Below are 12,248 nucleotides of genomic sequence, written 5' to 3'. Positions count from 1 at the left end.
TGGGTAGGGGTCCTATACGAAATAACTTAAAAATCTGGAAAAACGACCCCCTCCTCCGGTGCCCCTTAGAGCATTTTTTGATGAAATATTTTAAGGGGGGGACTGTTTTCGAATCATTTTTACCACTTTTCATCGTGTTCCCATTTATTCTGTTTCTTTTTGAATGTTCTACCGTGTTCTTTATTGTGGCAATCCACACATACTGTTTCTAAATTGTTTATTTCTAACGCAAGTTCTGGATGATGTTCTAGTTCTTTTATATGATGGACAACGAGTTGTATCTTTTTACGCTTGGCACTCTCACTGTATTCATTATTGTCTGTTTGAACACGACCATTCCGTTTACATCCCTGACATTCATAGTTGTCACGCTTCTTTACTTGCTCGCGTATACTCTTCCACTCACCACTGTCATAGAACTTACGCTTCTCTTGTTTGGTTTTATATTCTTTCATCTGTCTTTACCCAGCGTGTTTGATTTCCTCTATCTCTTTCCAATAAATCTTTTATTGGTGTTTGCGTGAGATATTCTACAGAGTAAAACATCGGCTTCTGTTCATACAGCTTATAATACTTAAATCGATTAACATCAATCCCAACCTTCTTATACGCCTTCTCATTAGGCTTAAAGTATTTGATGTATGCTTTCTTATCGATGGGTATAAGACCAAGTGCAGCGATTCTACCATTTAAAAAGCTATCCAATTCCCCTCACTCCTTAACCAAAATAAAAAGCACCCGAATGGATGCTTAGATTAAACTTATTCATTATTACTTTCTCTACTTTCATCATCATCTTCTGATTTCGGGTCTAACATACTTCCTATATCAGGCGGCAAAGTTAACTCTATGCCAGCTACTGGCTGATTATCCTCATTAAAATAATACTTCTTCACCTTATTCAATTCTTTACTTTTCTTATTTTCACTCATATTACCCCGCCTTTTATGTATGATATTAAATACTTTACTTAATATGTACATCGAGAAAGATAATATGCTATTCTTTTAATCCTGACATTACTCATGCAATTTTTGCATAATGAAAGAGCAACCGTGCACCAGTTGCTCTTTCGTCAAAATCTTTTGTTATTACTATATAAATACGGTATTTATTCTTGTTTCAATCACTTAATACCGTTACATTCATTCACTCCCACAATATTAAGTAACTGGAAGAAGAGCAAAAGCCCTTCTCCATCTACATAATGTGAATTGCAATTGAATGTAAAAACAAGAAACAATTGTTCATCCAATCTACAACCACCGCCACCGGTCATGACGATCCATTTTCAATTATCAGGAATCTTGTGAGCGTTATTTTCCGCCACTACTCACAATACAAATATAACATGCTAATCCCAAAACAATCGGCACATTTACTGCCAAAAAGCGGTCATGACTCTGCCACTTATTTTAATTCGCTAATAACCTTTATTTCCTTAGACTACCTCACTGCAACAGCCATAAAGAATAGATTAAATTTTATTTTTGTTATTATGCTTGATCTGATTGTAGAACATGTAATGGAGGTGGAATAATCCAACCTTTTTTCTTATTCAGACGAAGCAATATAGCTCCAGCTTGTGCTTTTTTCATATGAAATTGACCAAACATCATTCCAACATCTTCTCGAAGAGATTGTCCCATAGCTTGACTACATGCTACTAGCCCAGCAGCAAGATCCATAGAAACTTTAGCTGCAATTTCCGCATCATTAATACGAGCACCAGGAGGAATCGTTTCAATAGATGCAACTGGTCTTTCTGGAGGTGCTGGTGGTAATGCAACTCCATTTAATTTTAATAAGTTTTTTAATTCTTCAACCTCTGATTGGATATCATTCTCTACAAGGTTTTCTAAAAATTTCTTTAAGTCCTCATCTCCTGTGTGGTTAATAAGAACTTGATATCCAGCAATTGTGCCTTGTGCTCCTGCAAGATAACTCCAAATCCCAAAGACTTCCCCGTAGTGCATTGGTTCATTTTGTGGATTTCCACTTAAAATACCCATAAAAATATTCCTCCTTAAAGAAATTAAACTTTTAGCAACAATACTTACTATAGAAAAAATTTTCCTAACCATGTTCTGGATTAAAGAAAATAAGTTCTTATAACTCATACGGAACACCTTACCCAAATATAGTAATTTTCCCTCATAGAATGTACCGTTACTAAAAATTTATTCTTATAAATAATAAATACATTTCAATTAACTTAATCCATTATTATAAGTACTTTTAATAATAAAAATTAAAGATGTTTATCATAATTTCAATTCAAATGGTTTTATATATTTTCAAACGAATATTGTCTAAAGAAACTGGAGACATTACTGAATATGAAAGGAGGGAAAACTATGAAGAAAAAATTCTCATCTATTTTAAGTGCTCTATTACTAACTATTATGGTTTTTGGTACCAATGTTCATGCTGAATACGATGGAAATAATATGGATAGAGTTAATAATAATAATAATATTACAACTCGAGTTAATGACAATAACATGAATAGAGTTAATAATGATACTAGAACTCGAAATGTGAATACAACAAATGATTTGAACAATGATCGTGATGATAATAATAATTGGGCGTGGCTTGGTTTATTAGGACTAGCAGGTTTATTTGGTCTTAGAAGAAAAGAAAAAGAACCAGAAAGACGTTAATATAGAACATTGTATTTAAAAGATACTTACTTATCAAAAGAATGCAAAATGAATAAACTATGAATCGCCTTTAATGAGGCGATTTTTTATTTTTTCAAAATCAATAACAACTACATAAAAATGGATACTATTAATTGGAAACAATGAATTTCTTAACTTGATGATAATGAAGCTTTACGTCCATTTGATAAACTGTGCTTTTGTTTTATGCCGTTGCTTCACTTACCCATATCTTATATTGTGTGTAACTGAGCCATACGCCACAGTCCTTGATATCATTGATTTAATTTAACTTTCTCTTTTGAGTTACACAGTACGAAATTTATGAGTAACTGTATAACGGTGCCTCTAATTGAAATTATATAAGCAAAAACAGCAAAAGAATGTTTAGCTGTTTTTGCTTTCTTTTTTATTCCCTTAACTATTTTTGAATAGAATCTTAAACTTCTCAAATAATTAAAAAAAGATGACTTCTATATTTAACAAAAGTCATCTTTTACTATTTTATTAATATCTACATTACTTGATATTAAAATTATTTCGCTATTTTATCATTTACTTTCGAAAGTGTTTCCTCGTTTAAATTACTGTGTTTCATTGAATATATGAAATATATTAAAGTACCAATTGCTATCCAAACACTGAAGTACACCCATGTTCTTAATGGTAAATTTAGCATTAAAAATACACAACTTACAATTGAAATGATTGGTAATACAGGTACAAACGGTACCATAAAACCTCGTTTTAAATTTGGATGTGTCTTACGTAGTATAATAACTGATACACCAACCAATGCGAACGTTACCAAACCGCCAATATTAACTAAATTTGCTAACTCTTTTAAATCAATAAATCCAGCTATTAAAGAGCTTCCTATTCCCGCCAATCCAATTGTAAAAGTTGGCGCTCCAGTCTGTTTATTAATCTTCGCAAGTGATTTTGGTAATAGTCCATCGCGACTCATAGCAAAGAATACACGTGTTGCTGCGTACATAGTTGAGAAAATAACAGCCATAAGACCAATTACTGCTCCTACAGCAATTATACCAGCAACTTTATCTTGTCCTACGACTTCCATTACATAAGCCATTGCTTCAGGTACATTTAATTCTTTATAGGAAACCATACCTGTCATAACAAGGCACACTATAACGTATATGATTGTACATATAATTAATGATACAATAATACCAATGGGAAGGTTTCGTTGCGGATCTTTTACTTCTTCTGCTGAAGTTGCCAGTATATCAAACCCCATAAAAGCAAAAAAGACGGCTGCTCCACCAGCTAAAACGCCATTTAAACCGTATGGTGTAAACGGTACCCAGTTCTCTGGTTTTACATAGAATACACCAACTACAATAAATAATATAACCATTCCAATTTTAATTAACACCATTATGTTATTGATACGTTTACTTTCTTTCGTACCACGTGATAACATCCATGTAATAATTAGTGTAATGACAACTGCTGGTAGATTCATAATACCACCTTGCGATGGAATCGATACCAGTGATTTGGGTATCTCTAATCCCAATCCACTTATTAAATTGTGGAAATATCCTGTCCATCCACTAGCAACCGCTGCTGTAGCCACGATATAAATTGAGAGTAGCGTCCAACCCACTAAATGTGCCACAAACTCACCAATCGTCGCATAAGAGTACGTATATACACTACCTGAAGTCGGAAGTGCAGAAGCAATTTCTGCGTAACATAAAGCGATAAATCCACATACTATTGCTGCAAGTACAAATGAAAAAATAACTGCAGGACCAGCATCTCTTGCTGCTACTAATCCGGTTAACACAAGAACTCCCGTTCCAATTATGGAACCTATTCCTAACATAATTAAATCAAATAATCCTAATGTCTTTGTTAAATTCTTACTCTTATTATGATCTAATAGTTGTGTTACAGATTTTTTTTTAAATAGCTTCCCCATATCTCCTGTATCTCCTTCAAAAAATAAGTTATGTTTTTCTATTACTTGTGTTATACATAATTTTGTCTTGGTGTGAGCTAATTTAAAAAGACTAACTTTTAGGGTTGTGTTACGCGAAAGATTTAATAGCATCTTTTCTCCGAATCTTCATAGAGATTAATTCTATAAACCCTGATTCATATTGCATATTTACTTTATTACCTATCTAATTCATACAGAAAGTACCCCAAAAACGTATTTAACATTCTTGTTTTTCTGAAAATTGATAACGCATTTATTTTGTCGTATTTCGTCGAATTATATGAATTATTCTAATTAAAGGTGTATTGTTTGTAAAGTATTATTTTTTAGAAATCTTATACAATAATAATAAGCTTAGGCGAACTCAGCTCTCTTTTAAATTTCGCTTCTCATAAATCGTTTTAATTGTTATAATTTTCTTAAATTGATTAAACTCTATTATAATAAGTACCTCATTATAATAGAGAAATGCATAGATTTTATATCAAGAGTTAGATCTAAATATTATTTAAATTTATACATTAAAAATTAAATACAAGGAGGCTTACTTAATGAGTTCGCAAGATTCATCCTTATTATCTATTTTAGGAAAGCTATTTACCTCACTTGATGTTTTACTTTTTTCAATAGCAACTTTACTTATATTCATTACGTTTACTTATCTATATAATCAAAAATTCCCAAATCACAAATATCCTGCTTTGCTAGAATTTCTTTCTTTTATTGCATAGTTAATCATTTCAATCCTTCAAATTATCATTATCAGTAGCAAGGAAAAGGGAGGTAACCGTACTCTCACCAAGGAACCTTCTTTTTTGTTCTATACTCTTAGATTTAAAAAGAAATAAGCAATGATTAGATTTTAAACCTAGTCATTGCTTTATCCATTGCATCTTGGTTAACACCTATATAGCGTAACGTGACCTTCTCTGACGAGTGATTGAATATCTCCATGAGTAATGCTATGTTTTTTGTTTGCATGTACATGTGATACCCGTATGTTTTTCTTAACGTATGTGTTCCTATTTCATCTAACCCGAAATCTGCCGCTGCTCCGCTTAATATCTTATATGCCATGCTACGACCAATTGGACGATTCTTACCTTGTCTGCTTTGCAATAAATACTCATTGTCTTCTCTTTCTACAATAAACCATTTAAGCTCTCTTTTCAGTGCTGCAGTAATTTGTATTCGCTTCTGTTTCCCTGTTTTCTTTTCCCGCATAGATATATGACTACCTTTGACATCTCCTACTTTCAATTTCAAAATGTCCGAGATTCTCAATCCTGTATTAATACCCATAATGAAGAGAATGTAATTACGTAAGCTCTTTTCCTTAAAATACTCTTTTAACTGCTGTATTTGCTCTGGGTCACGTATTGGTTGAACAAAATTCATTATTCATTACCTCCACTTTCTTCTGCCTCATATACTTCTAATCTGAGAGCAAAAGCTAATTTATAAAAAGCATTAGATTTATTTCGTCTATACGTACGCTCACTCATACCAATTTCGTTATAAACCATATAATCAAAGACTTCTTCATCTTCTAAATATCTTTTTACAATAATATCCCTTTGATTTTTACTAAAACGACTTAACGCCTTATCAACTTGAAAAGACAAACGTTGTAATTTCACTTCTCTTTCACTCATAGCAACATTTGCTAAAGCAATATCTTCAGCTGGCTTCCCTGCTATATTTGTTGGACCGTGATATCTTACCTCGCTAGATGCTGTAACCTTCATCTCATGTCTAATCATCCCAAATTGTCTATAAATACGAACATTTTCAAGAATCTCTTCTAAACGAGCCTGAGTTGCTTTGCGATCAATTTTAGGTAAGAAAGTTAATTGCGTCATATATATAAACACTCCTTATATATTTTGTTAATAAAAACAAAAAAGCGGACACCAACTACAGAGCAATATCAATAATGCTCATCATAGTTCAGTGTCCGCTGGTTCTTCCAGTAGGACTAAATGTGTAATTTGGATTATTATATCATTTTCTCATATTTTAGTAACCTTTTATTAGAAAAGGATTATTTTGTTCAAATTCTAGATAAATGTTAATATTCTTCATAAAGAAGGTCTTACTGATGAAAAAGATTTTTTGACATTTTCATAGCAATTTTCCTTTTAATAATTTTATATTTTGTTGGTACATCACTTTTTTTGAACCAGCCTTAAATTAAAACAAACAATAAATTACCACTATGATTATTTAATAAACATTCCGTCAATAATGTAGTTAGGCAATAGCCTGAACTCATTTAATGAATCCCTAACCTTTCTCCGATCCCCACGGAGAACCAGCCAAGCAGTTAGCTTTTGCTAGCTGCTCTTTTATTGAATAAATTTCTAAAATATGTTAACAATATAGATACACCAAGGTTGAATACGAATGACCATTAGGCTCTTCTTATTCACTATGCAGTTAGCTTTTGCTAACTGCTTTTTTATTGCGTTCCGACTCTTGCTTCTTAAAGAATTCTTTAACCGCGTTTTCTCAATAAATGCACATTATCCATCCCCCTTGAATAAATCCATAAACCTTGTCCATACTATAAATACACTTGAGTTCTGAACTTCCTTCTTAACGTTTTTTTCTGAGAGCAGTTAGCTTTTGCTAGCTGCTTTTTGTACTGAGTTAATAAAATCTTGTTCTTATTTCTTTTTTTACACCATATACTTCTAACGTAGACTCAGCTCAAAGTGTTACCTCCTATCTTAAAGAGCACTTATGCATGGTGCTCTTTTTTAGTTTCCTTTTTTCTACAAAATGAAATTTTTGTTTAGTTTTCTTACTTGCATAATATTTTGATATTTGTTTATACTATAGTTGTAACTTTTTGTTACAACATATATCCGTATCGATTGTAACTTCTAAAATTGCACAACGAAGCAGTTAGCTATTTCGGCTAGCTGCTTTGTTGTTTAAAATGAAGTTTTTATTTAACTTTCTTGCATAACATTTTCACTTCTACTCATACTATAGTTGTAACCTTAAGTTACAATGTATTGTGGGTATTGTTCTTGTTGGACGATAAAGCAGTTAGTTCATTGAGCTAGCTGCTTTATCATTTTAATAAACATCAACATTTACTCAGTACAAAATAGCGTTTTGGTTATAAACTCATCTTTTTAATTGCCTTACATTGAAACTCTTGTATATGGTAAAATATAGTAGATTCATATTTTAAGGAGGTTTTAATATGCCACACGAAGTTTGGCTGCCTATTCTCCTAGCAATATTCGTTGTATTTTTCCTTGATAAAGAGGAAAAACACAAACAATAACTTTATTTCTTTGTTCCAGCTTAAATATATGTACGCAGTATTTAAGCTGGTATTTTTTCAAATAACGATTTTGTTTTAAATCCTTACATTCCTAAAAAACATACATACAGTATCATGAGGTATTCTTTTTTATTTTTCTTAAGGAGCGCTTTAAAAAGCGCTCTTTAGTTTTTAAATAAAGATTTTGTTTTACTTTTGCTAGCTACCCTTCCCTTGTATAAATGCACCTTTTTTACATACGATATTAAAATCCAAATAACCCTCTTTTAGGACGGTACTAATATGAACAAGACATTAAAATACATTTTAATCTTCTTTTGTGCGGTATTTTATATTGTAATTATGGGCTCGATTGTCTATCTAAACTTTGTTTAAGAGCATTTTATTTCTCCAAGTAAGAAATTAATCTAAGATCGAACATAAGTATTTATAATTAGGCATAAGGAGCGCTCTACAAGGCGCTCTTTAACTTTAAAATAAGGATTTTGTTTAAAACTCATTAACCTTATTGATTCCTTTGCATACATTACAATCACAAGGAATTCTACAGGTTTCCCTAGGCCAGTTACCTTGTATTCCTTGCACACCTTAAGGGAAGAATCCGTTTATAACAAACGGGTTCTTTTATTTTTTATTCAATAAGAATTTTGTTTTAAATGTATTCACTCTTTATTTTCAACTTCCATATACTTATACGGACTATAGAAAATACACAATATAGTTCCTGGTCAAAGAGCGCCATACGCCCTACTGGTGCTCTTTTCTATTCAAATAACTATTTTGATCATATCCTTTTGGGACATACATATACTAAGGTATACGATATGCGAAAATATTCGCGTGGCCCTCTTGTAGGGCTCTTTTATTTTTATTTGGTACAAAATAACGCTTTGGTTTATTTAAAACTAATTAACTATTATTTGAAAAATCGGAAACAATTATCTGATGTTTTTTCTAAATACTCGTGATATTATTTTGTTGCTGGTGTTCACCATCCCAAGAACTCAGCATCTGTATCCAAAACCTGTACTCTGTATATAATGAGAGTACAGGTTTTATTTATAGATTTATCCCTCAATCATTTCTGTATATTTGTATAAAATTCAAATTTGATTATAATAACTGTGTTTTTCGTTCTTCCATACGAATTACTTTTCCACTTTGATATACAAATGATTGTTCCCCATAGCCACCTTGAGGTGGTTCTATTAGTTGGACCTGACCATTTTTAACAACATATATTCCGTTTATTTTCAAATCTATTTCAGCTGTCATTTCAACAAGATTTTCTTTTCTAATTCCCACCAAGATCACTCCCGTATGTTATAATTACTTTGTCGAAGTAAGTTGAGAGTGATCTCAGCTTTTTTTATTTGTCTATAGATATTGCACAACATTTTCTGGAACAAATGCTTGTTCAAGTGATAAATGAAGCCGTATTGGAATCGGCTTTTTTTCATTCCTTGCTTGCTTACACATTTTTTCGGCCTCTTCCCATACAAATTGTTTATCCTCCGCTCGTTTATAACGCCAAATTCCAATTGTGTAATCTTCAAATAACTCATAACGTTCATCAGGCGCTGTCGTTGGTTTTAATTCATCAATTGCTTTGGCTTGGCGTGGTATTTGCACTACCACATCTGTATACCTTAATTTTGAATTCAAACGGTGAATATGAGCTTTCTTAGGATCAAATGATACAACTGGCTCCACGTCAAAAATTGTTAATTGCTTTGGCATTGTTTTTCCCCTCCAATACCTGCAAGCTTGCAATTAAAAGTCCTTCAAGCTGCGTTAACGTTAGTTGATCTAATGTTTGTCCATTAATTTCAGTTAATCCTAACCCTAATAATTTACGAATGATTATTAGTTTTCTACGTTCTACTTCCTGACGTAACAACATGATTAAGCCTCCTGTCGATGATTGAACTTTCTCTCTAAATTTACAAACTTACTAAATTCTTTAATGAATGCTAGTTCAACAACACCAACTGGACCATTTCGCTGTTTCGCTAAAATAATTTCCGTTATGTTTTTATTTTCTGTCTCGCGGTCATAGTAATCCTCACGGTATAAGAATGCTATTAAATCCGCATCTTGCTCAATTTGACCATTCTCACGTAAATCTGATAACAATGGTCTCTTATCTTGTCTACTTTCTACAGCACGACTTAACTGTGATAATGCAACTACACATACATTTAGCTCTCTTGCCATCAGTTTTAACTTACGACTAATCTCACCGATTTCTTGCATGCGGTTCCCTCTATGCTTTGGATCCCCTACAATAAGCTGCAAGTAATCAATTGCAATTAAAACCTTTTTATCAGGATACTTACGCTTTAATTTCCTAGCCTTTGCATAAATCTCTTGCATCGTTACATTTGCTTTATCGTAAATTTCTAATGGCAAATCATTAATTAATCCCATCGCTTGACTAATTTTTTCCCAATCCTTTAAATTACATAGCTTCTTAGGATTCTTTAATTTCGTAGCGTCAATATTTCCAGTACTTGAAATCATCCTCTTAAGTAGCTGTTCCTCCCCCATCTCGAGCGAGAAGATTCCTGTTGCTGTATTAGCGCTTGCTGCATGAAAAGCAACGTTTAATACGAATGCTGTTTTCCCCATTGAAGGTCGGGCCCCAACAATAATTAAATCACCTTCTTGTAACCCTGCTGTCATTCTGTTCAGGTCATCATAACCAGTTGGTATACCGGTTAAATCTCCTACATCAATTTGCATGTTCTTATACAAATCAACAAGCGTATCTTTCAAGTTAAATTCATCTGAGTAACCCGTTTCTTCAATGGCAGTTAATTCATCAATTGATGTACTAATAGCACTCATATCCCTATCTTGCTGAAGGCGGTTATATAAATTACCAGCAACCTCCTGAGCATGTTGCATTTTCCAAGCTTCGATAACTAAGCCTTCGTGATACGAGAAATTTTTAGTAGTCGTAACAACTTCTGTTAAGTTTACAAAGAATTCAATTCCGCCAATTTGATGCATAAAGCTTTCATCGAATTTTCCAATGAGAGCAACAAGATCTATGGGAACCTCAGCATCCTCTAATTCTCTCATTGCCCTGAAAATCACTTGGTGCGTTGGTAAAGAAAACTGTTTTACCTTTAGCTGACAATCTTTAATTAAATCGCCTTCTTGGATTATGCTACCTAAAACACTTTGTTCAGCTTCAACATTACGAATCATATCGTTACTCATTTAGCCAACCACGCATTCTGTTGGTTAAGTACTGCAAGTTCTTCTTCTGTTGGAATGTTCTGCTCCCATGCTTGTTGCTGCTGTATTACGTTTTTAGTAGTTTCCGATAAGCCTTTTTGTTGATAAGGTGCTTGTGTTTGTTGCTGAGCTTTTGGTAATCGCTGAGCACGAAATGCTTTATCAGCTGCCTCAACATCAGCTACTGTTTTAAATCCTTTAAGATGCCAATCTCTTAAAATCGTATTTACGTAAGACATATTTCTCGTATTCTTCTCTAAAGCAATCTCCATAGCCTTAATAACTAGCTCTGCATTTAAATCATCTATCCAAGCATAAATACCATCTGCGATAAAAGGTGTAATGAATCCGAAGTTTTGTTCGTAAAAAGAAATTGGATTAACCTCAACAACTTCTTCCGCGCCTGCGCGTTCTTCTTGTTGTTGTTGTTGTTCTTTTTCTTCTTCTTTTTCTTTTTCTTCTTCCTTGCTAGGGTCTTGGAAGCCCCTTATAAGCCCCTCCAAACGGACTGATAAATACTCCTTAATACGAGGGATTTTAAAATCTTGTTCTCGTTCTAATTGCAAGCAAGTTTCATAGAAATCAACTAAAAAATCCTGGTCCTTCACAGATTGAATCTCTTTTAAGACACACTTTTCAATGTTTACATTTTTAATTGGATTGAATTTTAACCAGTTGATTAAGAACAGCTCTTTTGTTTTTTGGTTGTAATTAATTTTTCCGTACTCAGCAAAACGTTCTAATAGCTTCATAACAGTTTCACGATTATATCCTGTATCAGTTTCAATGATACGAAGTGGAAGCTCATAGATTCCTGATTGAGACGTCTTACTGTTTGTCATCAAATATAAGTAGAAATACTTCTCCTCTGGTGTAAGATCTAAAACAAATGAATCCTGCCAAAATGAAACGTGTACTGGTCTATAAACTGCCATATTATTCATCCTTCCGTTTACATATCGCGAATCCGTCCTCTACACGTAATAAGCGATAATTCTTGTATTCTATTTTGAGATATTGTTTTACTAAGTAAATTAGGTGTTGCTCTGATGTTGCTTGTTGA

At 32.9% G+C, this 12,248-nt stretch carries 14 protein-coding genes; 2 read left to right on the top strand and 12 right to left on the bottom strand.

The annotated features are described in order from the left end of the window. Positions 1–119: 119 nt before the first annotated feature. The 4 genes from EBQ15_RS20585 to EBQ15_RS20575 form a co-directional block, all read right to left on the bottom strand. On the bottom strand, positions 120–455 hold the full coding sequence (locus EBQ15_RS20585; RefSeq protein ID WP_000666391.1) for an HNH endonuclease: 336 nt from the start codon (positions 453–455) through the stop codon (positions 120–122). Further along, a complete protein-coding gene (locus EBQ15_RS20580) occupies positions 442–705 on the bottom strand; it encodes a hypothetical protein (RefSeq protein ID WP_000376830.1) in 264 nt (87 codons plus the stop codon). Before EBQ15_RS20580 ends, EBQ15_RS20585 begins: the two co-directional genes overlap by 14 nt. 56 nt (positions 706–761) lie before the next feature. Then, the gene (locus tag EBQ15_RS31260; protein WP_001293573.1) at positions 762–932 is read right to left on the bottom strand and encodes a hypothetical protein; all 171 of its coding nucleotides are present in this window, start codon (positions 930–932) and stop codon (positions 762–764) included. A gap of 564 nt (positions 933–1,496) precedes the next feature. Beyond that, positions 1,497–2,012 carry a DUF3231 family protein gene (locus EBQ15_RS20575; protein ID WP_000512145.1) on the bottom strand — a complete coding sequence of 172 codons (516 nt, stop codon included), beginning with the start codon at positions 2,010–2,012 and terminating at the stop codon, positions 1,497–1,499. 345 nt (positions 2,013–2,357) lie between these two features. Here EBQ15_RS20575 and EBQ15_RS20570 point away from each other — a divergent pair, with 345 nt between their 5' ends. Continuing rightward, complete coding sequence (locus tag EBQ15_RS20570; RefSeq protein ID WP_000726422.1) at positions 2,358–2,666, top strand: WGxxGxxG family protein; 309 nt, start codon at positions 2,358–2,360, stop codon at positions 2,664–2,666. 535 nt (positions 2,667–3,201) lie between these two features. On the opposite strand, the gene EBQ15_RS20565 is transcribed toward EBQ15_RS20570, so the two are convergent. Beyond that, positions 3,202–4,617 (bottom strand): amino acid permease, encoded by a 1,416-nt coding sequence (locus EBQ15_RS20565; protein WP_000517041.1) that lies wholly within the window; start codon positions 4,615–4,617, stop codon positions 3,202–3,204. Positions 4,618–5,189: 572 nt separating this feature from the next. Between EBQ15_RS20565 and EBQ15_RS20560 the strand changes: the two genes are divergently transcribed. Beyond that, the gene (locus EBQ15_RS20560; protein ID WP_000098196.1) at positions 5,190–5,369 is read left to right on the top strand and encodes a hypothetical protein; all 180 of its coding nucleotides are present in this window, start codon (positions 5,190–5,192) and stop codon (positions 5,367–5,369) included. Positions 5,370–5,493: 124 nt separating this feature from the next. Here the strand turns inward: EBQ15_RS20560 and EBQ15_RS20555 are convergent, their stop codons facing one another. The 7 genes from EBQ15_RS20555 to EBQ15_RS20525 all read right to left on the bottom strand — a co-directional run bounded on the left by EBQ15_RS20555 (position 5,494) and on the right by EBQ15_RS20525 (position 12,120). After that, entirely contained in the window at positions 5,494–6,036 is a 543-nt protein-coding gene (locus tag EBQ15_RS20555; RefSeq protein ID WP_001012161.1) for a site-specific integrase, read from the bottom strand. Further along, positions 6,036–6,500, bottom strand: coding sequence for an ArpU family phage packaging/lysis transcriptional regulator (locus EBQ15_RS20550; RefSeq protein ID WP_000192851.1), 465 nt, complete (start codon positions 6,498–6,500; stop codon positions 6,036–6,038). Before EBQ15_RS20550 ends, EBQ15_RS20555 begins: the two co-directional genes overlap by 1 nt. Positions 6,501–9,052: 2,552 nt before the next feature. Beyond that, positions 9,053–9,244: a DUF3954 domain-containing protein gene (locus EBQ15_RS20545; protein WP_000512854.1), complete on the bottom strand. Its 192-nt coding sequence runs from the start codon at positions 9,242–9,244 to the stop codon at positions 9,053–9,055. A gap of 72 nt (positions 9,245–9,316) precedes the next feature. After that, positions 9,317–9,679: a hypothetical protein gene (locus EBQ15_RS20540; RefSeq protein WP_001125999.1), complete on the bottom strand. Its 363-nt coding sequence runs from the start codon at positions 9,677–9,679 to the stop codon at positions 9,317–9,319. Further along, positions 9,654–9,842, bottom strand: a complete 189-nt coding sequence (locus EBQ15_RS20535) for a hypothetical protein (protein WP_000926800.1) — start codon at positions 9,840–9,842, stop codon at positions 9,654–9,656. Before EBQ15_RS20535 ends, EBQ15_RS20540 begins: the two co-directional genes overlap by 26 nt. A gap of 2 nt (positions 9,843–9,844) precedes the next feature. Continuing rightward, complete coding sequence (gene dnaB / locus EBQ15_RS20530) at positions 9,845–11,167, bottom strand: replicative DNA helicase (RefSeq protein WP_000063909.1); 1,323 nt, start codon at positions 11,165–11,167, stop codon at positions 9,845–9,847. Then, positions 11,164–12,120, bottom strand: coding sequence for a DnaD domain-containing protein (locus EBQ15_RS20525; protein WP_000312142.1), 957 nt, complete (start codon positions 12,118–12,120; stop codon positions 11,164–11,166). Before EBQ15_RS20525 ends, dnaB begins: the two co-directional genes overlap by 4 nt. Positions 12,121–12,248 lie beyond the last annotated feature (128 nt).

It is taken from the genome of Bacillus sp. 2D03 (genome assembly GCF_003946765.1).
Classification (GTDB): Bacteria; Bacillota; Bacilli; order Bacillales; family Bacillaceae_G; genus Bacillus_A; species Bacillus_A cereus.
Note: the sequence above shows the minus strand (reverse complement) of the source record. Positions and strands in the feature narration are given on the sequence as shown.

Bases quoted from the DNA above. Each gene is read 5' to 3' on its own strand.
- EBQ15_RS20585 (WP_000666391.1), bottom strand. From the start codon at position 455: ATGAAAGAATATAAAACCAAACAAGAGAAGCGTAAGTTCTATGACAGT.
- EBQ15_RS31260 (WP_001293573.1), bottom strand. From the start codon at position 932: ATGAGTGAAAATAAGAAAAGTAAAGAATTGAATAAGGTGAAGAAGTAT.
- EBQ15_RS20575 (WP_000512145.1), bottom strand. From the start codon at position 2,012: ATGGGTATTTTAAGTGGAAATCCACAAAATGAACCAATGCACTACGGG.
- EBQ15_RS20570 (WP_000726422.1), top strand. From the start codon at position 2,358: ATGAAGAAAAAATTCTCATCTATTTTAAGTGCTCTATTACTAACTATT.
- EBQ15_RS20565 (WP_000517041.1), bottom strand. From the start codon at position 4,617: ATGGGGAAGCTATTTAAAAAAAAATCTGTAACACAACTATTAGATCAT.
- EBQ15_RS20560 (WP_000098196.1), top strand. From the start codon at position 5,190: ATGAGTTCGCAAGATTCATCCTTATTATCTATTTTAGGAAAGCTATTT.
- EBQ15_RS20555 (WP_001012161.1), bottom strand. From the start codon at position 6,036: ATGAATTTTGTTCAACCAATACGTGACCCAGAGCAAATACAGCAGTTA.
- EBQ15_RS20550 (WP_000192851.1), bottom strand. From the start codon at position 6,500: ATGACGCAATTAACTTTCTTACCTAAAATTGATCGCAAAGCAACTCAG.
- EBQ15_RS20540 (WP_001125999.1), bottom strand. From the start codon at position 9,679: ATGCCAAAGCAATTAACAATTTTTGACGTGGAGCCAGTTGTATCATTT.
- EBQ15_RS20535 (WP_000926800.1), bottom strand. From the start codon at position 9,842: ATGTTGTTACGTCAGGAAGTAGAACGTAGAAAACTAATAATCATTCGT.
- dnaB (WP_000063909.1), bottom strand. From the start codon at position 11,167: ATGAGTAACGATATGATTCGTAATGTTGAAGCTGAACAAAGTGTTTTA.
- EBQ15_RS20525 (WP_000312142.1), bottom strand. From the start codon at position 12,120: ATGGCAGTTTATAGACCAGTACACGTTTCATTTTGGCAGGATTCATTT.